The sequence below is a fragment of the Planktotalea sp. genome (genome assembly GCF_965659345.1).
Lineage (GTDB): Bacteria > Pseudomonadota > Alphaproteobacteria > Rhodobacterales > Rhodobacteraceae > Planktotalea.
On the sequence record NZ_CBFHVK010000014.1, the window covers coordinates 45,828 to 71,883 of the forward strand.

Consider the following 26,056-nt stretch of genomic DNA (forward strand, 5'->3'; position numbering starts at 1 on the left):
CAGTCCCAGTCCAATATGTCAACTTTGATTTACACATTGCAGCCTTTTTTAGCAGCGCTTTTCAACTATTTGCCCGCTAAGTGGCCGTTTTTGCGATTAATTGGTAAAAGTGTCATGATTTATTGACATATATCACTGGATACGTGACGATAGTGCGCAATGTATCTTACGCGCGCCGCGCTCGAGGTTGTTTTCTTCTTGAGGCAGCTTTAAAATCATAAGGGAGGGAAGTGTCACTTGGTATTCGACGAAATCACTTTTTCTGCCCGCCCCGCAAGCGAAGTTGATAGCGTCGCTGTGCGCGCTCTTAGCTTGCTTGCTGCAAATACTGGGAACAAAGCGCCAAGCAGTTCCTTCAAAAGTCTGGCAGATCATAAAGACCTGACCAAGATGCTGACACAGCGCCTTTACCAGGCTTCTTGTGATGCCGACCGCCAGAAAGTGATAATCGCGATCAAGGAAATGCAAGTTTCCGAAGCGAGCGTTTCAGACATTATATCCATACTTGTGCCAGCTGCTGCGCGTAAACTTGGACAAGATTGGGTCAACGACACAGCCTCGTTCGGGGCAGTTACGATTGGGTGCGCACGCTTACAGGCCTGCGTACATCATCTTGAACGCAACTTTGCAGAACGGCCGTTGAGGGACAGCGCGCATCAAACCAATTGTCTGGTTGTCGTTCCAGAGGGCGCACAACATACGCTTGGTGCCGTCGTTCTAGCCGCTGAATTGCGTCAAGCTGGGCCACACGCACAGCTTGCATTGGATGTCAGTCCGGAAAAGATGGCGCGTCTCGTGAATGATGAACACTATGACATTGTGATGATTTCTGCAGCACTTGGGCAGGACATCGGAACGCTTCGCGCGCTTGTGAAGGCTGCTCGCACAAAAGATGCTCGCTCCAAGGTAATTATTGGCGGAAGCCTCTTGACGAGCGAAAAAAATCTAAGAAAAACAACACTTTCAGATGCTGTTACCTCTGATTGGCAAACTGCTCTGAAAATAGGCAATTCGGGGTTGCAAAGTGTCGATGCAAAGCCCTAGACACCAAGTATTACTACGTGCGCGTTTTTAAGTAGCGCTCACTTGAAGGAATTTGATAAATGGCGCCACACGGTGAAATGAGCTGGACTGAAGGAATGATCCCTGCGATCAATCCCGAAGTTGTGGCAGGCATCGTTTCGCGTATTTCCGACCTTGCGCTCATCATTTCCGAGAATGGAACCATCCGGAATGCGCAAGCGAACCCAAATTTCAATTTATTACCAGATCTGCAAACTTGGCTCGGTCGTCCCATTCAGGATTTTCTTACTGTTGAATCAGTTCCAAAATTCGAAACACGACTTGCACAGTTCAAGGATCACACGGCCGATGTGCAGCCTGTTCAGGTCAACCATGTTGCTAACGGCGAAATACCCGAATTCCCGGTGCAATACAGCTTCCATCGCACAGGCGTTGAAAATAGCATTCTCATGCTTGGCAATGATCTCACCTCGACTGCTGAAATGCAGCAGCAGTTGGTTGCTGCACATATTGCGTTAGAAAATGATTACGAAACCCAGCGCGAGCATGATTTACGGTTCCGCGTTTTGCTCGAATCCTCTGAAACTTCTACCGCCTTTATTTCGGTCAAGACCGGCAAGCTAGAAGCATGCAACAGCGCTGCTGAAACGCTCTTCGGGAAACCACGCGATACACTGATTGGCGGCGCATTCGCGCTTGAATTTGAAGTGCAGGGCAGGGGCGATCTTGTCGACCAACTGGTCGCAGCCGCGTCCGAGCAAGTTAGAACATCCATTATTGTCAAAAGCGTGAAGACTGGCCAAGATCTCACACTTAAACCAACGCTTTATCGCGGTGCAGATGGCCCAATGCTATTGTGCAAGATGAGCATTGATGACGAAGAGGGCGCGTCCAGCGGCCAGCTCCAAGCGCAGCTCGTTGATCTGTATCATCGTGGCAGTGACTCCATCGTGTTCCTTGATGGCACTGGCCTGATCCTAAGCGCCAACGATGCGTTTTTGAACTTTACCGACGTAACACATCCGCAGAACCTCAAAGGTCGTTCAATGGTTGAGTTTTTCAGCCGTGGCTCAATTGATTTGAACGTCATGATTGAAAATGCACGGCGCACCGGAAGTATGCGGCTTTACGCGACCAAAGTTCTAAGTGAGCATGGTGGAGAACGCGCTGTTGAGATTTCGACGACGCAACTCAAAGCTGGCAAGGCGAGCGTGTTTGCAATGATTGTCCGCGACAGTCGCCGCGTCGAAACTGTGCGCACGCCTATGCAGCAAATCACAGAAGTCGATATGCGTTCTGTGATTGAGCTGATAGGCGGACATTCCTTAAAAGACATTGTCGCGCAATCGACTGATGTTATTGAGAAAATGTGTATTGAGACGGCTGTAGAGATGACATCAAACAATCGCGTTGCCGCCGCTGAAATGCTCGGTTTGTCGCGTCAATCGCTCTACGTCAAACTACGCAAATACGATCTGGTCAATAAATCCTAGCGCGAGATTGACTCCGCCCAAAGCTCGCTCAGACGCTCTTTTGCGTCCTCGACATCGCTGCTGATCCCTTCGAATTCCATTAGTTCTAGCAGCGGCATATTCTCATCAACGCTCTGGCCGCTCAGAAAAATCGACATATGGGGTGCGGATATGCGCACCGCGAGAACAAGGCGCGACAGGGCTTCAAACGAATGCTGCCCACTCATCGAAAGGCCTAAGATGCGTGCCGGTGTCTGCTCGATCTGTGCAACCAAAGCATCGTGATCCAGCCCCGTCTTTACAGTAATATCCCAACCTTCTTTGCGGAATAAGTCAGCCGCCATGCGGACACCAAGTGTGTGATCTTCGCCCGGAACAGACGCAAACAATGCAGACTTACCTTCGACCAAAGCGACCGGCTCAAACAAATGCCTCATGCTGCGCATAATCGCAAAAATACGTCCCGTCGCGAGTGTTACTTGCGAAAATCTAACGCGATCTTCTTCCCACCAAACACCCAAAAGGCGCGCAGCCGCCGCAAGGTGCGCAAGATATATTACCTCGGCACCTTTGCCATCTGTACGAAGATTCATAATAATTCTAAGCGCCGCACCGTCATCTTGATCAATGAGCGCATGCGCCAGTTTTTCCAACTCGTCCGCGTCAATTACGTCCGGCTCAACTGCGATAGTGTCCGCCTTGGAAACGACGCGGCGGATCACCTCCCGCGCGAGGCTTGCGAACAACTCTTCAGGAACGTGATCCTTCAGGCGGTGGATATTGGTTTTGTTGCGCTCATAAACTTCAAGCTCCAAAGCATTGAAAGTAGCATTGTCGCTCAGAGTTTTGCTCTCACCCACCATACAACGCCCCCCCCAAAAAAACCTTAATCATTCTCAAAAACCGCAGCTGACCTTGTCATCAACCAAGCCTTACACTCAGCAATTGCTGAGCGCTTGGGTATATTAGGGATAAGCGACGGCCTTACGGTGCAAGCACTCTTAATTCAAGCGCGCTATAGTGCCGTAAAACCTGTGCTGAAGGTCCCAATTTCATCAACACATTTTTCCGCATTTCCAGAGTTTATTTGCGTGGCTAGCGCAAAACAGATGCCTCTGGTCAGCAGAATTTTCAGTGGGACTCGACTATCCCTCTAGTCTTCAGAGTATGTTGCATGAAACCTACTCAAGTACTTCGGATATACCACTACGTAAAAATACGCGAAATTAACCAACCATACGGATGAGATCCGCGATACCACGCGCGTTCATCTTTTCTCGAATGCGGGAGCGATGCCCCTCAACCGTGCGTTGGCTCACATCAAGCTCACTCGCAATTTCTTTATTCAGTTTGCCTTGCAAAAGGTGCTGTAAAACTTCGCGCTCTCGATCAGTGAGTTTCGCCAAACGATCGGCAACAATCTTCTTAGAAACCGTAGCAGGCTGCTTTTTGAACAACATCTCTGTTGCTGTCGCCACTGCGCTCATAAGACGTTCTTCGGACATCGGCTTTTCAATAAAATCCAGCGCACCTGCGCGCATCGCTGCAACTGCATCTGACACGCTAGCGTTTGCAGCAGTTACGATAACCGGCAAACGCATCCCATTCTCTGCCATATAGCTTTGAAGCTCTGCACCACTCATTTCAGGAAGCGATAGATCAAGCACCATCAGCGCGCTTTGTCGTGGCTCGTATTGCGCCAGGAACTCTTCGGCACTTGCGAACGGCAAACACGTGAAACCTTTATCAGCAAACAGGGCACGATATCGCGCGCGCGCGATATCGTTCTGCTCAACGAGGTAAATCGAAAGTGTATCTGTCTGTTTATTCATCGATCGCCTCCGTATCCTGATTACAACTGTAGACGTAGAACGCGCAGCGCCCGCTTCAACTGATGGCGCAAATAAACTTGGCGCAATAAGTCGCACCTCGTACCGCCATCCTCGAAATTAAAATTCAGAATTTTTTCCCTTTCTCAGTCTCCACTCTCATCGTATGAAAATGCATCTCGTTTTCTCAGGGAGGGGTAAAGCGTGGCCGAACGTTCTTTCGCGAAAGAAGTCCAGCATCTAAAGATCGGTGCTGGTGAAACCTTTCGCGGTGAAGGCATATTGGCCATCACCAAGGCCTTGTTGGAAAACGGCGTGGGCTATGTTGCGGGTTATCAGGGCTCACCGATTTCACACCTCATGGATGTTTTGGCCGACGCGCAAGACATTCTCTCCGATATGGGTGTGCACTTTGAAGCCAGCGCGTCCGAGGCAACCGCCGCAGCTACTTTAGCCGCTTCAGTCCATTATCCCATCCGCGGTGCTGTTACGTTCAAATCGACTGTTGGTACCAATGTTGCCTCTGACGCCTTGGCCAATCTGTCCTCTGGTGGTGTGACAGGTGGCGCGTTGGTAATCGTCGGCGAAGATTACGGCGAAGGATCGTCCATCATGCAAGAGCGCAGCCATGCGTTTGCGATGAAAAGTCAAATTTGGCTACTGGATCCGCGTCCTAACTTACCCGCCATGGTCAAAGCTGTTGGCGATGGGTTCGCGCTATCAGAAGCTTCAAACAGTCCCGTTATGCTACAACTCAGGATCAAGTCCTGCCATCTGTTGGGTGAATTTGAAGCCAAGGACAACTTGCGCCCGTCCACAACCGTCAAAGATGCTTTGGAAAACCCCAAGCGCGACGTTGAAAGGATAGTTCTTCCACCGGCGTCATATCTGCACGAACAGGAAAAAGTCACCAAACGCCTGCCCGCCGCGATTGAATATATCAGCGCGAATAAACTGAATGAAAACTTTGGCCCGGCAAGTGGCAAGGTTGGAATCATCTGTCAGGGTGGACATTACAACGGCGTCATTCGCACGCTGCAACGCCTTGGTCTCGCCAATATGTATGGCGATTGCGAAGTCCCGCTGCACGTTCTGAACGTCACTTATCCACTGGTAGATGATGAGATTCTAAACTTCGCAAAGAACAAAGACAGCCTGTTTGTCATTGAAGAAGGCCACCCCGCCTATATCGAGCAAAACATTCGCTCAATCCTGCACAAAGCCGGTGCGCGCTCCGCTGTTGAGGGCAAAGGGCCGCTTCCTGAAGCGGGGGAGCTCACAGGGCAAATCCTTCTTGATGGGCTTTCAAGTTATTTCAGTGAGACCGCTCCAGAGCTGATGCCAGACGTAGCGCGCGCGCCAAATGCGCCGCCTCAGCTCAAGATGCCAGAGCTGGCAGACACCGTCCCTGCAAGGCCCCCAAGCTTTTGCATAGGCTGCCCAGAACGTCCCATCTTCGCCGCTACCAAACTTATAGAAGAAAAACTTGGGCCCCATCACATCGCGAGCGACATCGGCTGTCACCTCTTCTCGATCAACGCGCCGTTTGATCTGGGTGCAACCACAATGGGCTATGGTCTTGGCCCTGCGTCTGCATCTGCGTTCAACGACAAATCAGCCAATCGCCGCTCGATATCCTTTCTTGGTGATGGCGGGTTCTGGCACAACGGACTGACCTCTTCGATTGGCAACGCTGTTTTTAATGACAATGATGGCGTTATCATCATCGTCGACAACTACTATTCTGCGGCAACAGGCGGGCAAGATATCCTGTCCTCGCGCGCAGATAACGTCTCAAAGTCTACACAACACCCTATCAAAGAAGCCGTTGAAGGCATGGGTGTAAAATGGGTACGCCAGTTGGATCGCACCTATGATGTGGGCAAAATGCAAGCGACTTTGAAAGAAGCGCTGGAAACCCCTGAAACTGGACCGAAGGTCATTATTGCGTCCTCTGAATGCATGCTCAACAAGCAGCGCCGCGAAAAACCTATGCTGAAAAAAGCCGTCTCAGAAGGCAAGCGCATGACCCGCACACGCTTTGGTGTGGATGAGGATGTGTGCACAGGGGATCATGCGTGTATTCGTCTTTCGGGCTGTCCGTCTTTGTCACTCAAAACACTGGATGATCCGCTACGTGATGATCCTGTCGCAAGCATTGATCAAAACTGCGTCGGTTGCGGCAACTGTGGCGAGGTTGCGGATGCTGCTGTGCTTTGCCCGTCGTTTTATCAAGCGGATCTGATCCAGAACCCTTCAAAACTGGACCGAACCCTAAGCGATTGGCGCGCAAAGCTGATCAGCAAACTCCAAAAACGCCGTGATGCGCGGCGTCTGGTCTTCTCGAAAGACACTGTATGAGCGACATCATAAAACTTGCCGTGCTCGCGGTTGGCGGGCAGGGCGGTGGTGTCCTCACCAACTGGATCGCCGATCTTGCCACGCACTGTAATTATGCTGTGCAGATGACCTCTGTTGCGGGCGTTGCGCAACGCACCGGAGCGACAATTTACTATGTCGAAATGGCCCCCAAGACCGACCGCCAACCCGTTTTCGCCCTGAGCCCGTCCCCCGGTGATCTCGATATCCTGATCGCTGCAGAATTGATGGAAGCAGGCCGCGCTGTCCTACGTGGTTTTGTCACACCCGATCGCACAACGTTGATCGCCTCGACGCACCGTATCCTAGCCACTTCGGAAAAAATGGTGCCGGGTGATGGCCGCGCTGAGGATGCTTTGGTCGAAAGTGAAATAACCAAAGCAGCGCTCCGCTCAGTTTGTTTTGATATGGAAACGCTTGCAACGGAAGCAGGCAGCATGATTTCCGCCAGCCTTTTTGGCGGCCTTGCGCGCAGCGGTGCCCTACCATTTGAGACCGCGCAATTTGAAGCGGTCATAGAAGCCTCTGGTCGCGGTGTGGCGCAAAGCCTGTCCGCCTTTCGCGCCGCATTGAATTATACGCCAGATACTCAGCCCATTGTTCAAATCAGCGAAGAGCGTGTGGAAGGCCCAAAAGAGCTGCAAGACAGCTGGCAGGCGCTTTTGAAGCAAGTCGAGAGCTTTCCCAGTAACGCGCAAGACATGATTAAAGCAGGGCTACAAAAAACTGTCGATTATCAAGATATCGCTTATGGCGAGACCTATCTTACCAATTTGCAAAGTTTCGATACCGAACTCGTCCCAACCGCCGCAAAATACATCGCAAACGCCATGTGCTATGATGACATTCTGCGTGTCGCTGACCTCAAAACCCGCGCGTCGCGCCAAGACCGCCTTCGTGCGGAGCAAGACATCCCAGACGGTGAAATCGTTCACGTCACAGAATATTTCCACCCGCGTGCGCAAGAAATTTGTGGCACACTGCCAGCAGGTATCGGTGCATGGATTGAAGCACGTCCTAAAGTGTTCAACGGTTTGGATCGCATCGCAAACAAAGGTCGTCGGATTAGAACAGATGGCATCTTGGGGTTTGGCCTACTGTGGATGGTCAGCGCGCTGAAACCTTATCGCCGAAAACTCCTGCGCCACCGCTACGAGAATGCGCATCTGGACCGACTGCTTGAAACCACGCAACAATACAGTGCAAAAAATCCAGCACTTGCCATCGAAATTCTATCCTGCCAACGCCTCATAAAAGGCTACTCTGACACGCATGTTCGCGGACAATCCAAGTTCGACAAAGTTCTTTCGTCACTCAACGCATTAGAGGGTCGCGATGATGCAGCCGACTGGATCAAGCGCTTGCGCAATGCAGCGCTAAAAGATGAAAAAGGCGACGCTCTTGATGGCGCACTCGCAACGGTGCGCTCTTTCACATGAGCACAGTCTATGACCTTTTCACCGAAACGGCCAAACGCACACCAGAGCGTCCTGTCCTGAATATCTTGCCGCGTGTCGCAAAGATTTATGACATTCCAAGCGGTGAGATCACTTACCGTGACGCGCTTGTTGAAATTGATGAAATGGCCGCCGCATTCCAAGCCGCTGGCTACAAGATTGGCATGCGCGTTGCGCTTTTGCTCGAGAACCGCCCTTCGTTTTTTATCATCTGGTTGGCACTGAATAAGCTCGGGCTTTCTGTCGTCCCAATCAATCCAGACCTACGCATGAGCGAGTTAGAATACCTCATTGGCAACGCCGAGCCTGCGCTTATCGTGGCACTTCCTTCTCGTCATGCAGAGCTAAAAAATGCGGCCACTAGCGCAAGTATTGCCCTAAACGTCATCGCGCCAAACGACGCTATTCCCAACCCGCGCACAGACGCAATCGTTGCGCGCGATCAAAGTGGGCAAGCGCGTGAAGCCGCGATACTGTATACCTCCGGCACAACAGGAAATCCAAAAGGATGTGTGCTTGCCAACACCTATTTCTTGCTCGCAGGGCAGTGGTACGCAGACCTTGGCGGTATCGGCACGCTGAGCGAAAATGGCGAACGCATGATCACTCCGCTGCCGATTTTTCATATGAACGCCATGGCCTATTCGTTCATGGCAATGATCACAGTTGGCGGATGTCTGACAGTTTTGGACCGGTTCCACCCCAGCACGTGGTGGCAAGATGTAAGCGCCTCAAGGTCGACGTGTTTGCACTATCTTGGTGTCATGCCAACAATGCTCATGGGGTTTGAGCCATCTCCACAAGATCGCGCGCACAGTGTTCGCTTTGGCTTTGGCGCAGGTGTTGATCCGAACCTGCAAGCGGACTTTGAAGAGCGTTTTGGCTTTCCCTTAATCGAAGCTTGGGCAATGACAGAAACAGGTGCAGGCGCGGTTATTGCGTCCGGCACCACAGACCGTTTGATCGGCAAATCCAGCATTGGAAAACCCGAGGCGTCCGTAGAATGCAAAATCCTCGACGACACAGGAAAGGTCGCGCAACAAGGCGAACTTTTGGTACGCCGCAAAGGCAATGATCCACGCTATGGTTTCTTTTCCGAATACTACAAAGACCCACAAGCAACCGAGGCCGCATGGCAAGGTGGCTGGTTTCACACAGGCGACATTGTCCGCGTCGACGCAGACGGCAACTACTTCTTCGTAGACCGCAAAAAGAATGTCATCCGTCGTTCTGGCGAAAACATCGCAGCGGTCGAAGTAGAATCCGTCTTGATGCGCCATCCAGAAATACGCGCCGCAGGGGTCGCCCCTGTGCCCGACGCGATACGCGGTGACGAAGTCTTTGCATGTCTCAAGGTCGCCAATCCAACGCCAGAACTCGCCGATGACATCACCCGCTGGTGTCTGGATCAAATGGCATACTACAAAGCGCCGGGCTACATTGCCTTTGTCGACGAACTGCCATTAACCTCTACTCAGAAAATTCAACGAGCAGTGCTGAAAGCCCATGCGGAAGAGTTAATGAGCAACCCGAACACTATAAAAACAGCATATTTAAAAAAGCGGCAAACACGTTGATGGTCAAAGCGCGACAAAACTACGATGGCGTTGCAATCGCCGCGCCCTTTTCGATGCCCTATCAGCGCTATTCGATTGAAACGGCACATTGGTGGATCGCCAAAGCCTTGCGCGGTTCACTGACTGCCGCAAACTTAAAACCCAGCGATCTGGATGGCTTTTCTGTTGCCAGTTTCACCCTGTTTCCTGACTCTGCCGTTGGACTTACACAGCATTTGGGCCTTTGCCCGCGCTGGCTCGATCACATCCCAATGGGCGGAGCAAGCGCTTCTATCGCGTTACGCCGCGCCGCGCGCGCGGTTCAAGCGGGGGATGCAAATATAGTGGCTTGTGTTGCGGGTGATACCAACCACATCGACAGCTTCCGCAACATGCTATCGAGCTTTTCGCGGTTCGCGCAGGACGCGTCTTATCCCTATGGCTACGGTGGTCCGAACGCGAATTTCGCCCTGCTGACAGATCGCTATATGAAAGAATACGGCGCAACCCGCGAAGACTTTGGCCGCATTTGCGTCGCGCAACGCGACAACGCTTTACGCTATCCAAATGCCGTTATGAAAAAACCACTCACGCTTGAGCAATACCTAAGCGCGCGTCCAATCGCTGACCCCATCGCGCTCTTTGATTGCGTCATGCCGTGCGCGGGATCAGAGTGTTTTCTTGTCATGTCCGAAGACGAAGCTGCGAAACGCAATTTGCCCTACGCAACCCTGAGCGGCGCGATTGAGCGTCACAATGCCCATAGCGAAGACGACATCCAGCTCCGTGGCGGTTGGACCATGGACATCGATGAACTCTATGCCATGTCAAACTGTACGCCCGATGACATCGACCTGCTCCAAACCTACGATGATTACCCCGTGATTTCGATGATGCAGATCGAAGATCTGGGCTTTTGCGCCAAAGGCGAGGGGCCCGAATTTGTGCGCAATCATGACCTCACGATCGATGGCGATTTTCCCCATAATACCTCAGGCGGACAACTTTCTGCCGGGCAGGCGGGCGCTGCGGGCGGCTACATCGGCATTGTCGAAGCGATCCGCCAAGTAACCGGAACCGCAGGTGGCACTCAGATCAACAATGCAAGCACCGCGATGGTCTCTGGCTTTGGCATGATCAACTATGATCGCGGCGTGTGCACCAGTGCCTCAATTCTGAAAACGGGGGCGCGTGCATGACTGAACCCCTCGCGTTCCCACCAAAGAAAGACCCGCAGAAACGCTCTGTCACACCAACACGACCACCCGAAGCACGCTCTCGCGCGTCTTTGGCCCTAACGGCCGCCGCCGCAGAAGGTCGGTTTGTTTTGCAAGTGTGCGACGAATGCGAGACTGTTCAATATCCCCCGCGCGACGCATGTGTGAACTGCATTGGCACAGATTTGTGCTGGAATTATGTTTCGCCAAAAGGTCACTTGTTGGCAGAAACAACGGTTCAAACGTCGACGAAATTGTTCTTTCGCGAACGCGCGCCTTGGCGCATGGGGTCTGTAAAACTGGACGTGGGTCCTGTGATTTTATGCCATATCCATGGTGATTGCCCGCGCGACAGTGCCGTAAGGGTGTTGAACCGACTGGACAAATCAGGGCAGGCTGTTCTCATCGCCATCCCCCTCGAAAGGAGCGATCATATGGATGATGACCCGCAATTGCGCGCGCTCTCTGCTCATCCCAAACACCGTCGTATCCTGATTACAGACGCATGGAACCCGAATACGCCCGCTCTTGCTCATGCGCTCCTAGATGCCGGTGCTGCGACTGTATTTGTTGGTGAGGCCGAAAGTTGGCGGCCCCACCCAAATCGCGATGCCCTTGCCGACATGGCGAATGTCGAAGTGCTTCCGCTTGATGTCACAGATGCAAGCTCTGTCCAAAAGCTCGCGGGCGAGATTGGTGGCAAAACAGATATTCTGATCAACAACGCCCGCTTTTTGCGTCCCGGCGGCGTGCTGTCGCGCGGCGATACAGGCTTCGCGCGCGACGAAATGGAGGTTAACTATCTCGGCCTTATGCGGCTCGCGCAAGCCTTTGGCCCCGGCATGTGCGCGCGCACAGCCGATGGCGTCAATTCTGCGGCTGCTTGGGTCAATATTCTTTCCGCCTATGCGCTTTCCAACACACCAGAGTATGGCTGTTTTTCTGCATCAAACGCTGCCGCATATTCGCTCAGTCAATCCTTGCGCGGTGAGTTTCGAAGCTCTGGCTTGCGCGTGATGAACGTGTTTGTCGGCCCGACGGAAGACGATTGGCACGCACCACTTCCACCACCCAAAGTGCTGCCACAAAGTTTGGCGCGCTCTGTTGTGGATGGCCTCTGTGATGGGCTCGAAGATGTGTGGTGCGGTGATATCGCCAAAGACATTCGCGATCGCTGGCGCCAAAACGCTAAAGTCTTTGAACGCGAAATGACATTCGGGAGCGACGGCGCATGAGCACACTTCACTCTCTGGCCACGGATATCGCATTAGGAAACGTTAAGATCGTCGATCTGACGCACACACTTGATCCAGATTTTCCAGTGATCATTCTACCACCAGAATTTGGCCAATGTGCGCGTTTCCGCATGGAAGAAATTAGCGCCTATGATCACCGTGGCCCTGCATGGAAGTGGCATAATCTCACGCTTTCCGAACACACGGGCACACATTTTGACGCGCCGTCCCATTGGATTTCTGGGCGGGATGTTCCAAATGGCTCCGTCGATGAAATTCCGCTCGACGCTTTTGTCGGTCCCGTTGTCGTCATCGATTGCTCTGAGGGGGCCGCGCAAAATGACGACTTTGAGCTCACTGTAGATGACATAGAAAATTGGGAAGCCGAACACGGTAAAATCCCCGCAGGCACATGGGTCTTAATGCGCACAGATTGGTCAAAACGCTCTGGCGCTGCTTATTTGAACATGCGCGAAGACGGTCCACATTCGCCCGGCCCAAACCCCGAAGCGATCCAATTCTTGATCAATGAACGCAACATCCGTGGGTTTGGAACAGAAACCGTTGGCACCGATGCAGGGCAGGGTGCGCATTATGTACCGCCTTATCCGGCCCATTATTTTTTGCATGGCGCTGGGAAATATGGCCTGCAATGTCTTGCCAATCTCGACCAACTTCCGCCAACTGGCGCTATGCTGCTTGCCGCTCCTTTGAAAATCAAAAGCGGCACAGGCAGTCCGCTGCGCGTGCTCGCAATGATAGAAGGCTAGGCTGAGACATGGGTGAATTCAAAAGCCGCGTGACAGACGTAAAAGAGTTAACGCCGCGCATCTCACAGATCACTCTTACGTCCGCAGACGGCACTGCCTTGCCTGTTTGGCAGGCGGGAGCACATATAGAATGCGACGTCCCAGATGGCACGCGCGCCTATTCACTGATCTCTAGCAAAGACCCACAAACCTACGTCATCGCTGTCCAACGCGAAAATGAAGGGCAGGGCGGATCGGCCTATATGCATTCGCTTCAAAAGGGCAGTGAGCTTACTTTTTCCGCCCCCAAGAATGATTTCCCGATGGATCCAAATGCTCCTGCTGTTTTGCTTGCAGGTGGTATTGGTGTAACGCCATTGGTCTCGATGGCCAAAGAACTGAGCGCGCAAAATCGTCCTGTTGCGATGATCTACGCTGGTCGTTCAGAACCAGAAATGGCTTATACCGGAACGCTTCAAACGACATTGGGCGATCAGCTTCGTTTGCACTTTGATGATAAACACGGGCGTCTTGATGTTAACGAAGTAGTTAATTCTCTCGGCCTCGATGCACATCTTTACGTGTGCGGCCCCCGCCCAATGCTCGATGCGACACGCGAAGCCGCTGCAACCGCAGGGGTAAGTCAGAATCGCGTTCATTTCGAAGTCTTCGAAGCCGCAAGCACCCAAACTGGCGACACTCCGTTTGAGGTACAAATCAATGATGGTTCAGTCTTTACCATTCCCGTTGGCAAAACAATCATCGACGTGCTCGAAGAAAACGACATCGACGTCATGTACGACTGCCAGCGTGGCGATTGCGGGATCTGTCAATGCGACGTTCTCGAGGGCGAGCCTGATCACCGCGACGTTGTCCTCTCTGAAGCAGAACGCGCAGCAGGGGACGTCATGCAGATTTGCGTCAGCCGCGCGAAGTCTGCGCGATTGGTTCTGGACATAGAAGGAGCATAAAATGGGCTTTCATGTAGGTAATCCAAAAACTGCCGCTGATCTTGTGCAAGCGCATCAAGTGCACCGCGATGTCTATATCTCACCCGAAGTCTACCAGCTTGAAATGAAGCATGTGTTTGCCAATGCTTGGGTGTTTGTAGGCCACGAAAGCCAGACTCCGAACACGGGCGATTACTTCGCAACACAGATCGGCAATCAGCCCGTCATTCAAGTGCGCCACAAAGCGGAGGACATTCATGTCTTGCTCAATCGTTGCCCGCACAAAGGCACCAAAATTGTCATTGATCGCCAAGGCAACACAGGCAAGTTTTTTCGCTGCCCCTATCATGCATGGTCGTTCAAGACAGATGGATGCTTGCTCGCGATTCCGCTGAAAAAAGGGTACGAGGGAACAGGGCTTGAAAAGACACAAAACGGCAAAGGAATGAAAGCCGTCGGCGCCGTTAAGAATTATCGTGGCTTCATTTTCGCCCGTCTCGCAGAAGAAGGGATCAGCTTTGAAGAGTTCTTTGGCGACAGCCTCAGCTCTCTGGATAACATGGTCGATCGCTCTCCCGAGGGTCGCTTAGAAGTCGTCGGGCCGCCGTTGCGGTATATGCATCATTGCAACTGGAAAATGCTAGTGGAAAACCAGACGGACACCTGTCACCCCATGGTTGCGCATGAAAGTAGCGCGGGCACAGCCGTTAAGCTTTATGAAGAAATGGATCTGCCAGAGGGCGCACCAAAGCCGCCCGCAATGCAGATTATTGCTCCCTTCATGAGCCCTTATGAATTCTTTGAAGGCATGGGCATTCGCACTTGGCCAAACGGACACGGCCATACAGGTGTGCATCATTCGATCCACTCCGATTACTCTGCGATCCCTGGTTACTTTGACGCGATGGTCGAAACCTATGGCGAAGAAAAGGCCAAAGCGATCCTTGACGAGAACCGCCACAACACCGTCTACTTCCCCAACATCATGATCAAAGGACCAATCCAGCAGCTTCGAACGTTCATCCCGCTTGCCGCTGACAAGACCATTGTTGAAAGCTACATTTACCGCCTCGTTGGTGCCCCCGATGAGCTGACCGCGCGCACCGCGATGTACAACCGTATGATTAATGCGCCAACCTCGATCGTTGGGCATGACGATCTGGAAATGTATGAACGCGCGCAAGAAGGGTTGCATGTGAATGGCCTCGAATGGGTGAACATTTCACGCCTTTTGGAAGACGATGAAAACCATGATGAAGAAGCCGTGATGAACGGCACAACAGAACGGCAAATGCGCAATCAATTCGATGCATGGCGCAAATTTATGACGTATGACCTTGATCAAGAGGGGCCCAACGAATGAGCGTCTCCAAAGATTACATTATTGATTTCATCTATGAAGAAGCCCGTATGCTGGACGAAGGGCGTTACGATGAATGGCTCGCCCTTTGGCTCCCAGACGGACATTACTGGATGCCGCTGGATTACAAACAAAGTGATCCAATCAAAGAAACATCATTGCTTTATGAAGACATGTTCATGCTCAAACTGCGGGTCGAGCGTCTGAATGGCGCGCGTACCTTTAGCCAAAAACCCAAAAGCCGCTGTCATCACGTCATTCAACGTCCTTTCGTGGATGAAATGAACGACACAACATTCGTCACCAACACCTCTATGCATTACGTGGAAACGCGGTTGGATGAACAACAGCTTCTTGCGCTGACAGCGCGTCACGATCTGACGCTGGTGGATGGCACACTTCGCATCGCCAATAAACGCGTTGATATCCTGAATTGCGACGCTGCATTTCGCAACATCCAGCTGCTGCCATGACCCAATATACTGCGCTCATCACAGGCGGCAGCAAAGGGATCGGCGCAGATCTCGGCCAACGGCTTATCCAAAGGGGATACACCGTCGTTTCCCTGTCGCGCGGGGCACCTGAATGGTCACATGACGCCTTGCACCATGTCGAAGTCGATTTGACAGACGCTACAGCAACCGAGCGCGTCGCCAAAGACATCGCTGCGACCCACAACATCACGCATCTCATTCACAATGCGGGCGTTATCCGACCCAATTTGGTGGAAGAGGCAACGACTGAAGATCTCACAGCGCTCACCCAAATCCACCTCGGCGCACCACTGATCCTATTACAAGCTTGCCTACCCAATATGAAAGAAAACCAATTTGGCCGTGTCCTGTTCAACGGCTCGCGAGCCGCTTTAGGCGTGCCAACGCGCACCGCATATTCTGCGACGAAAGCGGGTATCAGCGGCATGGCGCGCACTTGGGCATTAGAACTCGCGCAATATGGAATCACCGTGAACGTCGTGGCGCCCGGACCTGTGCAAACTGATAACTTCTGGGATATCATCCCAAAAGGGAGCGAACGCGAAGCAGAGCTCGCCAAACGTTTGCCTGTCGGTCGTCTCGGCACTGTGCGCGATATTTCCAATGCGTTCATGTTCTTTTGTGATCCCGAAAATAGCTTTGTTACAGGCCAAACGCTCTATGTATGCGGTGGCGCAAGCGTTGGCACGCTCACGCTATAACGTGCGGTATAATGAGGATTATGTTGCCTCAATACGTTACCAAAATACTCTCTAACGAAAATATCTGTAACTTTTCCTTGCGAGACAGCATAAAGATTGCGTATTAAAGTGACGTAGCTGGGAGATTACGAAACATGGACGCATTTATCTGCGATGGGGTTCGCACTCCGATTGGGCGCTACGGTGGCAGCTTGTCCTCCGTGCGCACCGATGATCTGGCCGCTTTGCCGATTGCCGCGTTGATGCAACGCAACCCATCGGTTGATTGGTCCGCCGTCGATGATGTGTTTTATGGCTGTGCCAACCAAGCGGGTGAAGATAACCGCAACGTTGCCCGTATGGCTGCATTGCTCGCAGGTCTTCCAACAGCGGTGCCCGGTGCCACTGTGAACCGTCTGTGCGCGTCAGGCATGGACGCCGTCGGCATGGCCGCACGCGCAATCAAAGCGGGTGATCAAGACCTGAGTATCGCAGGTGGTGTTGAAAGCATGAGCCGCGCGCCCTTTGTGATGCCCAAAGCGACCAGCGCGTTTTCTCGCGCTAATCAGGTCTTTGATACAACCATCGGCTGGCGTTTCATCAACCGCAAAATGAAGGACGCATACGGCGTCGATTCAATGCCGGAAACCGCTGACAACGTGGCTGACGCTTATAATGTGAACCGCGCAGATCAAGATGCTTTCGCGGCAAGTTCGCAGGCCAAATGGGCCGCTGCTCATGCAGCAGGTTTCTTTGCCAGCGAAATCGCCCCTGTCGAGATTCCACAGCGCAAAGGTGATCCAATCATCTTTGACACAGACGAACACCCACGCCCCGGCACCAGCGCTGAAAAGCTCGGGGCTCTTAAGGGCATCAACGGCCCAGACAAAACAGTCACAGCTGGCAATGCATCAGGCGTTAATGACGGGGCCGCGGCGCTGCTCATCGCGTCTGACAAAGCCCTCTACAAACAATCGCTCACACCAATGGCGCGCATCGTTGGCATGTCCTCTGCAGGTGTTGCACCCCGTGTGATGGGGATCGGCCCCGTCCCAGCCAGCGAAAAAGTCCTCAAACGCGCGGGCCTCACGATAGATCAAATGGACATTATCGAGCTCAATGAGGCTTTCGCCAGCCAAGGCATCGCCACACTGCGCGAACTTGGCGTTGCCGATGATGATCCCCGTGTAAACCAGCAAGGCGGCGCAATCGCGCTAGGTCATCCGCTTGGCATGTCAGGCGCACGTTTGGTGCTCACGGCCGCGCATCAACTCAAACGAACAGGTGGGCGCTATGCGCTGTGCACCATGTGTGTTGGCGTCGGCCAAGGCACAGCTATCATCATTGAAAGGGTTTAACGTATGTATGCTCAAATGATCAAATCCGAGGCAACGCAGGACGATCCTGAAAAGCTCGCCGCCTTTCAAGCCCGCATCGATGCGGGCGAAAAGATTGAGCCGAAAGACTGGATGCCAGCAGGCTATCGCAAAACCCTGATCCGCCAGATCGGCCAACACGCACACTCCGAAATCGTCGGTCAACTGCCAGAGGGCAACTGGATCACCCGCGCCCCGACATTGGAACGCAAAGCCATTCTGCTTGCTAAAGTGCAAGACGAAGCAGGCCATGGTCTTTACCTCTATTGCGCCGCTGAAACGCTTGGCGTCAGCCGCGATGAACTCACAGAGATGCTTCTAGATGGACGGATGAAGTACTCCTCCATCTTCAACTATCCCACACTCACTTGGGCCGATATGGGCGCTGTCGGTTGGCTGGTTGATGGCGCTGCAATCATGAACCAAGTGCCGCTGCAACGCACCTCCTTCGGCCCATACGCGCGCGCAATGGTGCGCATTTGCAAGGAAGAGAGCTTTCATCAGCGTCAAGGCTACGACATCATGATGAAAATGGCGAATGGCACAGAAGCGCAAAAACGCATGGCGCAGGATGCGCTCAATCGTATGTGGTATCCCTCGCTGATGATGTTCGGCCCATCCGATGCGGAAAGTGTGCATTCAGAACAAAGCATGTCGTGGAAGATCAAGATGAACGGCAATGATGAACTGCGCCAGAAGTTCGTCGATCAGACTGTTCCACAAGCCGAATACCTCGGTCTCACCGTCCCTGACCCAGATCTGAAATGGAACGAAGCCAAAGGCGGTTACGATTTCACCGGCCCGAATTGGGACGAGTTTTTTGAAGTTCTTAAAGGGAATGGCCCGTGCAACACAGAACGCCTCGCTGCGCGTAACAAAGCCTGGGACGATGGCGCATGGGTGCGTGATGGGCTGATGGCCCACGCCGCAAAGAAACGCACAGCTAAATTGGCGGCCGAATAAATGCGCCTTGCAGAACTCAACGTGGGTTACGCACTTTATCCCCTCGATGACCCGCGCATGGCGGGTTTCATGGATAACCTTGATAAGCTGAACGCCCTCGCGGAACGCTCCCAAGGGTATGTGTGGCGCATGAAGTCCGATAGCGGCAATGCGACAGATTTGGCTGTGCCGGGCGATGAAGATATGATCTCGAACATGTCGGTTTGGGAGAACATAGAATCCCTTGGCGATTATGTCTTCAACACCATCCACGCCAAGTTCTACGAAAAGCGCCCTGCATGGTTCGAAAACATGACGCGCCACCATTTCGTAATGTGGTGGATTGAGGATGATCATATCCCCACGCTCGAGGAAGCAATGCAGCGCCTCGCACATCTACAAGAACATGGCTCTTCAGAACACGCCTTTGGTTGGGACGCTGTCGACATGGCAAAATATCGCCAATGCAAAATAGCGGCGGAATAAAGCAATGCGTGTCTTCCTCTTTCTAAAAGTATCCCGGGGAGGCCGATCTTTGATCGGTCGGGGCAGCGCCCCAAACCGCTTGATCCCAAGATCAGGCTTTCCAAGCGCGCGTGCCAACGCGCCCCTTTCGACAGGAGTAAACCCATGAACAATGAATGGCCCCTTTGGGAAATCTTTATTCGCGGGCAACACGGAATGAGCCACCGACATGTGGGCAGCCTGCACGCAACGGACGAACAAGCCGCGCTCAAAAACGCACGCGATGTGTACACGCGCCGCAATGAGGGTGTTAGCATCTGGGTGGTCGAAGCGCGCAATATCACAGCCTCCTCGCCATCTGACAAAGGCCCGATGTATGAACCCTCGGAATCCAAAGTCTACCGTCATCCGACATTCTTCGACATCCCCGATGACGTAGGCGCAATGTGATGGACCCCTATTTCGACTTCCTCTGCCGCATGGGTGACAACACACTCATCCTTGGCCACCGCGTCTCAGAATGGTGCGGCAAAGCCCCTGTGATCGAAGAAGATATCGCACTCGCGAACACCGCTTTGGACCTTATCGGACAAACCCAAATGTGGCTTGGACTCGCGGCCGAGGTGGAAGGCAAAGGGCGCAGCGCTGATGATCTCGCCATGCTGCGCGACGCGTGGGATTTTCGCTCTGCGTTACTGGTCGAACAGCCCAATGGCGACTTTGGCCAAACCCTCATGCGGCAGTTTCTCTTTGATGCATGGCACTTGGAAATGCTCAGTGGATTGACACAATCCACAGAACCTCGCGTTGCAGAAATTGCAGCGAAAGCCATCAAAGAGGTACAGTACCACGTTGAACGCTCTAGCGAGACCGTGATCGGCCTTGGCGATGGAACCGAGGTAAGCCATGCAAAAATGCAAAGCGCGCTCAATCTATTGTGGCCCTTCGCAGGTGAACTTAGCACACCTGATGATGTAGACACCGAAATGCACGCCAAAGGTATTGCCCCTGATCTCAACGCCGTGCGCACATCCTACGACACGCGCGTAAAAGCTGTTATGGCAGAGGCAACGCTCACACTGCCAGACAGCCGGTTCGCGCACAAAGGTGGCAAATCTGGCTTCCAACACTCCGAACACCTCGGCCATATCCTTACTCAAATGCAATGGTTACAACGCGCATACCCCGGAGCAACGTGGTAATATGCACCCCGATGTGACACAAATCTGGGACTGGCTTGATCAAGTGCCAGACCCAGAAATCCCTGTCATCTCTGTCGTTGATCTGGGCATTGTGCGCGGTGTTGCTTGGGATGGTGACACACTCGAAATTGCGGTGACGCCAACTTATTCGGGTTGCCCTGCGACCTCTATCATCTCGCTCGATATTGAAACGGCGATGATTGATCGCGGCATCCAAAACACGCGGATCAAAACCCAGCTTTCGCCCCCTTGGACAACAGACTGGCTTAGCGACAAAGGCCGCGCCAAGCTTGAGGACTACGGCATCGCACCCCCTCGCCCCGCAGGCGGCCCAGAACGTTGCCCCCATTGCAAGTCTGAAAACGTGAGCCGCATCTCGCAATTTGGGTCCACCCCTTGCAAAGCGCAGTGGCGCTGCTCGGACTGCCTTGAGCCGTTCGATTATTTCAAATGTATCTGAAGGGAACCTGACACATGGCACGCTTTCACCCGCTCAAAGTCACCGAGGTTCGCAAGACCATTCGCGATGCTGTCGTTGTCTCGCTTGAAGCCGCGAACACCGATGCGTTCGACTTCATTCAAGGGCAGTACCTCACCTTCAAGCAAGAGATTGAGGGCACCGAAATTCGTCGCTCCTACTCGATCTGCGCAGGCAAGGATGATGGCATTCTTCAGGTTGGCATCAAGAAGGTCGATGGCGGCGCATTCTCGACATGGGCCAATGAAAACCTTGCACCCGGCATGACCCTTGAAGCCATGCCACCCATGGGCAACTTTCACACGGACATAGACCCCACCACAAACAAAACCTATCTCGGTTTCGCGGGTGGCTCAGGCATCACGCCTGTGCTGTCCATCATCAAAACCACGCTCATGCGCGAACCCGAAAGCCGCTTCACGCTCGTCTACGCAAATCGCGGCGTAAACACGATCATGTTTCGCGAAGAACTCGAAGATCTCAAGAATGAACACATGGGTCGTCTTAACGTGATCCACATCCTTGAATCTGACGCCCAAGACATCGACCTTTTCACAGGCCGTGTAGATGAAGCAAAATGCGCCGCCCTGTTTGAACATTGGATCGACATCACCTCTGTCGACACAGCTTTCATTTGTGGACCAGAACCGATGATGCTCGGCATTGCGAAGTCCCTTAAAGAAAACGGCTTGAGCGATGCGCAGATCAAATTCGAACTCTTCGCATCCTCCCAACCCGGTCGCTTGAAACGCAAAGCTTCCACCGCGGCGGACACAACGGCAAAACCCGGCGAAGCCACCGTCATTATTGATGGCACAGGTCGCACAGTCGCTATGGAAAAAGACCAAACCGTCCTAGAGGCCGCCCTCTCCGGCGGGCTAGACGCGCCCTACGCCTGCAAAGCTGGTGTATGCTCCACATGCAAATGCAAACTGCTGGAAGGCGAAGTCGAAATGCTCGCCAACCACGCGTTGGAGGATTACGAAGTAGAACGCGGATTCATCCTAAGCTGCCAATCCTTCGCGCTGACCTCGAAGGTCGTTGTGGATTACGATCAACACTGACAACCACACTAATTTTAGCAAATTTCAACGTTCTTAGATTTCTTAAATTAAGATCGCATTAGTACCTTTGGGCGAAACGTTCATTGCGCTCTTTGAAGGAGCGGCGTGGAAAATGCGAAGCGAATGCTGAGTACAGCCACATAGTCAGAATGACCTTTTGGTCGCTCTTAATTGAGCGGTGTTAAAATAGCGCAAAGCGCACATGCCTAAAGGATAAACAACATGTCTAGTATTCTCACGAACAACAGTGCGATGGTCGCACTACAAACTCTGAAATCCATCAACGCGAACCTCGGTCAGGTCCAGGGCGAGATTGCGACAGGAAAGTCAATTTCTTCGGCCAAAGACAACTCAGCGGTCTGGGCAATCTCCAAAGTCATGGAATCGGATGTGAAAGGCTTCAAAGCAATCTCCGACAGCCTCGCACTTGGTAAATCATCTGTTGCCGTCGGCCAGAATGCGGCCGAAACTGTTGCAGACCTGCTCACTGACATCAAAGGCAAGATTGTTGCAGCGCAAGAAAGCAACGTGGATCGCGACAAGATCAATGCAGATGTAACAGCCTTGAAAGAGCAGATTGAATCAGTCGTTGGCGCGGCGCAATTCAATGGCTTGAGCCTTGTGGATGGCGGTGCAAACGTCGAAGTTCTGTCGTCGCTTAACCGCGACGCTGCTGGTGACGTTAGCTCAAGCAATATCACTGTCACGACACAAGACTTGGCGACTGGCGGTTATGCTGCCAAAGATGTCTTCGCCACAGGCGGTGGCGGCGAAACTGCCAACGGTGATGCGTTTTCATTCTCCCTAGATAACGGTGGCGGTGCAGACACTCTGACAATCGCTGTCGGAACCGCTTTTGAAGCGGGTGATAAAGTCGCTGTTCGCATCGGTGATCAGGTCGCCTCTTATACGTTGACCCAAAGCGATGTGGACGCAACAACAACCGATGACTTGGTCGCTGTTGGTCTCAAAAACGCGATCGACTCTCTCGGCATCGACGGGCTCGAAATCGACTATGACAGCGGCACCGCCGGTGAACTTGCATTCACCAACAACGGCACTCAGGACGTTGCTGTCACAGGTCAATTCACAAACGCGGGTTCCGGTGGTTTGGGCGCTCTATCAACGATTGACGTGAGCGCGTCTGGTGACCCGCTTGCCGCATTGGGCGCTATTGAGGACTTGATCGATACTGCCATTGATGCGGCTGCTTCCCTTGGCTCCTCAGCTGGCCGTCTTGAAACGCAGTCTGATTTCATCAGCAAGCTAACGGATTCCTTCACATCCGGCATTGGCTCACTCGTGGATGCCGACATGGAAGAGGCTTCTGCAAAACTGCAAGCTTTGCAGGTTCAACAACAGTTAGGCGTTCAAGCCCTCTCAATCGCGAACCAAGCACCGCAGAGTATCCTGTCCTTGTTCCGTTAATAACCTGACGGAGAGCGGGGCATATCCCGCTCTCCAAACCTCTCAATATTTGCGAAAGTCGATAAAACATGAGCAAAGCTCAACTGGCCGCTAATGGGTATTCCAATAGTGGGGAACGCATAAAAGACTTCCGAACTCAAGAATATGACGTGATCATAGGTGTCACGCGAGAACTTCAAAAACTGCGCGACGATGCAAATTCAAACTTCAATGACATTGTGAAGGTTGTGCACAAGAATGAAAGACTTTGGATTACCATAGGCGCACAGGTCGCAGCCGATGCAAATGCCTTGCCACAAAATCTCAGAGCGAGCCTATTGTACATGGCTAAGTTCGTTTCTCACCACTCAAACAAAGTGCTTAAAAAAGACGGTGATCTTGCCATTCTGGTGGATCTAAATGTGTCAGTCCTTCGTGGCTTAAAAGGAGCGTAACAGTGTCAGGTTTATCATTGAACTTAGCCCCGAAAGAACGTTTCCTCATCAACGGCGCTGTTATCGAAGCTGGGCCGCGACGATCCCGTATCACCGTAGTTACACCCAACACTCGGGTGTTAAGGATGAAGGATGCAATCCATCCAGAATCTGCGGAAACGCCCTTGGGTCGAATTTGCTACACCTTACAGCTTGTTCTCAGCGGAGACAGCAAACTCGACACGACCGCTGTGATTTCAGCGATAGACAATATTTCGTCTATTCTCGTGGATGTGAGAAGTCAGCAGGTTTTTGAAAGCGCAAAGACCGCACTGAAAGAGGACAAACCCTACACAGCACTCAAGCTAGTCAAACAGTTGCTCCCAATAGAAAAACATCTGCTTGAATTGCGTATGGAAAAATCTGTCTCAAATCGCGATGGCTAGATCACGTTGACCACGTCAATCGCGGATGTGCATCCGTCAAGAAACGCTCTACCCGCGATTGTCCACCACGCGCACAGCTTTACCCTGCGAACGCGCCACGGAGCCTGGCTCACCCACGACAACCTTAGTTGAAATACCAACCATATCCTTGATGCGCTTGGTGAGCGCACCGCCTACAGCGTCCTTATCAACACTCCCGTCCATCACTTCCACCAGCACGCGCATCGCATCCATGCGACCAGACTTATAAAGTTCGATCTGGAAATAAGGGCCTAACCCCTCAACCGCCATCACCTGCTCTTCCACCTGCGTCGGGAACACGTTTACACCGCGCAAAATGATCATATCGTCAGAGCGCCCCGTGATTTTCGCAATACGGCGCATAGAGCGTGCCGTGCCCGGCAAAAGCCGTGTCAAATCTCGCGTGCGGTAGCGGATGATGGGCATCCCTTCTTTGGCCAACGTTGTGAAGACAAGCTCGCCCTCTTCCCCATCCGGCAGCACCTCGCCAGAAAGAGGATCAATAATCTCGGGATAGAAATGATCTTCCCAAATGACAGGGCCATCTTTCGTCTCAACGCACTCATTGGCGACCCCCGGTCCCATCACTTCAGACAGCCCGTAAATATCAACCGCATTCAAATCAAACGCATCCTCAATCTCTTTGCGCATCGCTTCGGTCCAAGGTTCTGCACCAAATACAGCCACCTCCAATGACGAGGCACGCGGATCAAGACCCGCCTTATGAAACGCCTCCAAAATGTTGAGCATATAAGACGGCGTCACCAAAATACCGCGCGGCTTGAAATCGTTGATCAAGCCAACCTGCTTATCCGTTTGCCCCCCACCCATCGGGATCACAGTCGCGCCCAAACGCTCAATCCCGTAATGCGCACCAAGGCCACCGGTGAACAAACCATAGCCATAAGCGTTGTGGATTAGATCACCTTTGCGCAGGCCCGCCGCACGCAAAGAACGCGCAACCAGATCAGCCCAATTGGAAATATCATTGGCCGTGTAGCCGACAACCGTCGCCTTGCCCGTCGTGCCCGACGACGCATGTATGCGCATGATATCCTCACGTGGGACTGCGAACATGCCGAAGGGATAATTCGCGCGCAAATCGTCTTTGTACGTGAAGGGAAATTTTGCCAAATCCGCGAGCGTTTGCAAATCATCAGGCGTCACACCTGCCGCATCAAAGCGCGCTTTATATATCGGAACGTTGTCATAGGCATGCTTCAAGGACCAACGCATACGCTCTAACTGAAGCGCTGAAATTTCATCACGGCTCGCAATCTCGATCGGGTCGAGAATGGAAGGATCCGGCGTCAAATTAGTCATCGATGTTTTCCTCAAATAGCTGACCTTTGATCGCGCGCGACAGCCCGCGCATTTCAGCGATCAAAACCCCATCTTGGTTGTGCACACGCACGTCATATATCCCGCTGCGCCCTGTCAGCGACACCTCGCGCGCCTCCGCTGTCAGAACGTCGCCCATCTGACCGGGTGCAATAAAGGTGATCATGTTATTCTGCGCCACAGTGTTTTGATTACGCGAGTTACACGCAAAGGCAAACGCGCTATCCGCGAGTGTGAAAATCACGCCACCATGGCAAATGTCATGTCCGTTGCAATGATGTGCTTGTACACGCAAACTCATGCGCGCGCCGCCCTCTGTGACCTCACCCAATTCCAAACCAATCCAAGGGGATGCACGGTCATTCGCCCACATCGCTTCACTGGCTTTTTCAGCCCTTTCTTGCGGTGTCATCTGCCCCTCCTCAAACACGCGATCACGATATTCCTTGCATAGCCCAAGAGAGCGGTCAAACTATAAG

General features: G+C 52.7%; 26 protein-coding genes. 22 read left to right on the top strand and 4 right to left on the bottom strand.

What is annotated here, in order from left to right; translation table 11 throughout:
- Positions 1-237: 237 nt before the first annotated feature.
- On the top strand, positions 238-1,044 hold the full coding sequence (locus ACTG3Z_RS12525; RefSeq protein WP_439143398.1) for a cobalamin B12-binding domain-containing protein: 807 nt from the start codon (positions 238-240) through the stop codon (positions 1,042-1,044).
- A gap of 59 nt (positions 1,045-1,103) precedes the next feature.
- The gene (gene ppsR / locus ACTG3Z_RS12530) at positions 1,104-2,516 is read left to right on the top strand and encodes a transcriptional regulator PpsR (RefSeq protein ID WP_439143399.1); all 1,413 of its coding nucleotides are present in this window, start codon (positions 1,104-1,106) and stop codon (positions 2,514-2,516) included.
- Here ppsR and ACTG3Z_RS12535 read toward each other — a convergent pair.
- Both ACTG3Z_RS12535 and ACTG3Z_RS12540 read right to left on the bottom strand, forming a co-directional pair.
- Positions 2,513-3,358, bottom strand: a complete 846-nt coding sequence (locus tag ACTG3Z_RS12535; protein ID WP_439143400.1) for a cobalamin B12-binding domain-containing protein — start codon at positions 3,356-3,358, stop codon at positions 2,513-2,515. The genes ppsR and ACTG3Z_RS12535 overlap by 4 nt on opposite strands.
- A gap of 363 nt (positions 3,359-3,721) precedes the next feature.
- A complete protein-coding gene (locus ACTG3Z_RS12540) occupies positions 3,722-4,327 on the bottom strand; it encodes a response regulator transcription factor (protein WP_439143401.1) in 606 nt (201 codons plus the stop codon).
- A 201-nt stretch (positions 4,328-4,528) separates the two neighbouring features.
- Here ACTG3Z_RS12540 and ACTG3Z_RS12545 point away from each other — a divergent pair, with 201 nt between their 5' ends.
- The 20 genes from ACTG3Z_RS12545 to ACTG3Z_RS12640 all read left to right on the top strand — a co-directional run bounded on the left by ACTG3Z_RS12545 (position 4,529) and on the right by ACTG3Z_RS12640 (position 24,215).
- Positions 4,529-6,685 carry a thiamine pyrophosphate-dependent enzyme gene (locus ACTG3Z_RS12545; protein ID WP_439143402.1) on the top strand — a complete coding sequence of 719 codons (2,157 nt, stop codon included), beginning with the start codon at positions 4,529-4,531 and terminating at the stop codon, positions 6,683-6,685.
- Positions 6,682-8,142 carry an indolepyruvate oxidoreductase subunit beta family protein gene (locus ACTG3Z_RS12550; protein WP_439143403.1) on the top strand — a complete coding sequence of 487 codons (1,461 nt, stop codon included), beginning with the start codon at positions 6,682-6,684 and terminating at the stop codon, positions 8,140-8,142. The genes ACTG3Z_RS12545 and ACTG3Z_RS12550 overlap by 4 nt, the downstream gene beginning before the upstream one ends.
- Complete coding sequence (locus tag ACTG3Z_RS12555) at positions 8,139-9,737, top strand: AMP-binding protein (protein WP_439143404.1); 1,599 nt, start codon at positions 8,139-8,141, stop codon at positions 9,735-9,737. Before ACTG3Z_RS12550 ends, ACTG3Z_RS12555 begins: the two co-directional genes overlap by 4 nt.
- Positions 9,737-10,915, top strand: a complete 1,179-nt coding sequence (locus ACTG3Z_RS12560) for a thiolase family protein (protein ID WP_439143405.1) — start codon at positions 9,737-9,739, stop codon at positions 10,913-10,915. The genes ACTG3Z_RS12555 and ACTG3Z_RS12560 overlap by 1 nt, the downstream gene beginning before the upstream one ends.
- On the top strand, positions 10,912-12,168 hold the full coding sequence (locus tag ACTG3Z_RS12565) for an SDR family NAD(P)-dependent oxidoreductase (RefSeq protein ID WP_439143406.1): 1,257 nt from the start codon (positions 10,912-10,914) through the stop codon (positions 12,166-12,168). The genes ACTG3Z_RS12560 and ACTG3Z_RS12565 overlap by 4 nt, the downstream gene beginning before the upstream one ends.
- Positions 12,165-12,938: a cyclase family protein gene (locus ACTG3Z_RS12570; protein WP_439143407.1), complete on the top strand. Its 774-nt coding sequence runs from the start codon at positions 12,165-12,167 to the stop codon at positions 12,936-12,938. The genes ACTG3Z_RS12565 and ACTG3Z_RS12570 overlap by 4 nt, the downstream gene beginning before the upstream one ends.
- An 8-nt stretch (positions 12,939-12,946) precedes the next feature.
- Positions 12,947-13,888 carry a PDR/VanB family oxidoreductase gene (locus ACTG3Z_RS12575; protein WP_439143408.1) on the top strand — a complete coding sequence of 314 codons (942 nt, stop codon included), beginning with the start codon at positions 12,947-12,949 and terminating at the stop codon, positions 13,886-13,888.
- A 1-nt stretch (position 13,889) separates the two neighbouring features.
- The gene (locus ACTG3Z_RS12580; protein WP_439143409.1) at positions 13,890-15,230 is read left to right on the top strand and encodes an aromatic ring-hydroxylating dioxygenase subunit alpha; all 1,341 of its coding nucleotides are present in this window, start codon (positions 13,890-13,892) and stop codon (positions 15,228-15,230) included.
- On the top strand, positions 15,227-15,700 hold the full coding sequence (locus ACTG3Z_RS12585; protein ID WP_439143410.1) for an aromatic-ring-hydroxylating dioxygenase subunit beta: 474 nt from the start codon (positions 15,227-15,229) through the stop codon (positions 15,698-15,700). The genes ACTG3Z_RS12580 and ACTG3Z_RS12585 overlap by 4 nt, the downstream gene beginning before the upstream one ends.
- The gene (locus ACTG3Z_RS12590) at positions 15,697-16,422 is read left to right on the top strand and encodes an SDR family NAD(P)-dependent oxidoreductase (RefSeq protein ID WP_439143411.1); all 726 of its coding nucleotides are present in this window, start codon (positions 15,697-15,699) and stop codon (positions 16,420-16,422) included. Before ACTG3Z_RS12585 ends, ACTG3Z_RS12590 begins: the two co-directional genes overlap by 4 nt.
- Positions 16,423-16,556: 134 nt before the next feature.
- Positions 16,557-17,759, top strand: coding sequence for a 3-oxoadipyl-CoA thiolase (gene pcaF, locus ACTG3Z_RS12595; RefSeq protein WP_439143412.1), 1,203 nt, complete (start codon positions 16,557-16,559; stop codon positions 17,757-17,759).
- 3 nt (positions 17,760-17,762) lie between these two features.
- Complete coding sequence (gene paaA / locus ACTG3Z_RS12600) at positions 17,763-18,740, top strand: 1,2-phenylacetyl-CoA epoxidase subunit PaaA (RefSeq protein ID WP_439143413.1); 978 nt, start codon at positions 17,763-17,765, stop codon at positions 18,738-18,740.
- Positions 18,741-19,205, top strand: coding sequence for a DUF3291 domain-containing protein (locus ACTG3Z_RS12605; RefSeq protein WP_439143414.1), 465 nt, complete (start codon positions 18,741-18,743; stop codon positions 19,203-19,205).
- Between the two features lie 144 nt (positions 19,206-19,349).
- Complete coding sequence (paaB, locus tag ACTG3Z_RS12610; RefSeq protein WP_375265857.1) at positions 19,350-19,634, top strand: 1,2-phenylacetyl-CoA epoxidase subunit PaaB; 285 nt, start codon at positions 19,350-19,352, stop codon at positions 19,632-19,634.
- Complete coding sequence (gene paaC / locus ACTG3Z_RS12615; protein ID WP_439143415.1) at positions 19,634-20,386, top strand: 1,2-phenylacetyl-CoA epoxidase subunit PaaC; 753 nt, start codon at positions 19,634-19,636, stop codon at positions 20,384-20,386. The genes paaB and paaC overlap by 1 nt, the downstream gene beginning before the upstream one ends.
- Before the next feature lies 1 nt (position 20,387).
- Positions 20,388-20,846, top strand: coding sequence for a 1,2-phenylacetyl-CoA epoxidase subunit PaaD (paaD, locus tag ACTG3Z_RS12620; RefSeq protein WP_439143416.1), 459 nt, complete (start codon positions 20,388-20,390; stop codon positions 20,844-20,846).
- Between the two features lie 14 nt (positions 20,847-20,860).
- Positions 20,861-21,928: a 2Fe-2S iron-sulfur cluster-binding protein gene (locus ACTG3Z_RS12625; RefSeq protein WP_439143417.1), complete on the top strand. Its 1,068-nt coding sequence runs from the start codon at positions 20,861-20,863 to the stop codon at positions 21,926-21,928.
- A gap of 222 nt (positions 21,929-22,150) precedes the next feature.
- Positions 22,151-23,356 carry a flagellin N-terminal helical domain-containing protein gene (locus ACTG3Z_RS12630; protein WP_439143418.1) on the top strand — a complete coding sequence of 402 codons (1,206 nt, stop codon included), beginning with the start codon at positions 22,151-22,153 and terminating at the stop codon, positions 23,354-23,356.
- Positions 23,357-23,424: 68 nt separating this feature from the next.
- Positions 23,425-23,790, top strand: a complete 366-nt coding sequence (gene flaF, locus ACTG3Z_RS12635) for a flagellar biosynthesis regulator FlaF (RefSeq protein WP_439143419.1) — start codon at positions 23,425-23,427, stop codon at positions 23,788-23,790.
- A 2-nt stretch (positions 23,791-23,792) separates the two neighbouring features.
- Positions 23,793-24,215, top strand: coding sequence for a flagellar biosynthesis repressor FlbT (locus ACTG3Z_RS12640; RefSeq protein ID WP_439143420.1), 423 nt, complete (start codon positions 23,793-23,795; stop codon positions 24,213-24,215).
- A 48-nt stretch (positions 24,216-24,263) separates the two neighbouring features.
- Here the strand turns inward: ACTG3Z_RS12640 and paaK are convergent, their stop codons facing one another.
- Positions 24,264-25,559 carry a phenylacetate--CoA ligase PaaK gene (paaK, locus tag ACTG3Z_RS12645; RefSeq protein ID WP_439143421.1) on the bottom strand — a complete coding sequence of 432 codons (1,296 nt, stop codon included), beginning with the start codon at positions 25,557-25,559 and terminating at the stop codon, positions 24,264-24,266.
- Positions 25,552-25,989 carry a hydroxyphenylacetyl-CoA thioesterase PaaI gene (paaI, locus tag ACTG3Z_RS12650; RefSeq protein WP_439143422.1) on the bottom strand — a complete coding sequence of 146 codons (438 nt, stop codon included), beginning with the start codon at positions 25,987-25,989 and terminating at the stop codon, positions 25,552-25,554. The genes paaK and paaI overlap by 8 nt, the downstream gene beginning before the upstream one ends.
- Between the last annotated feature and the right edge of the window lie 67 nt (positions 25,990-26,056).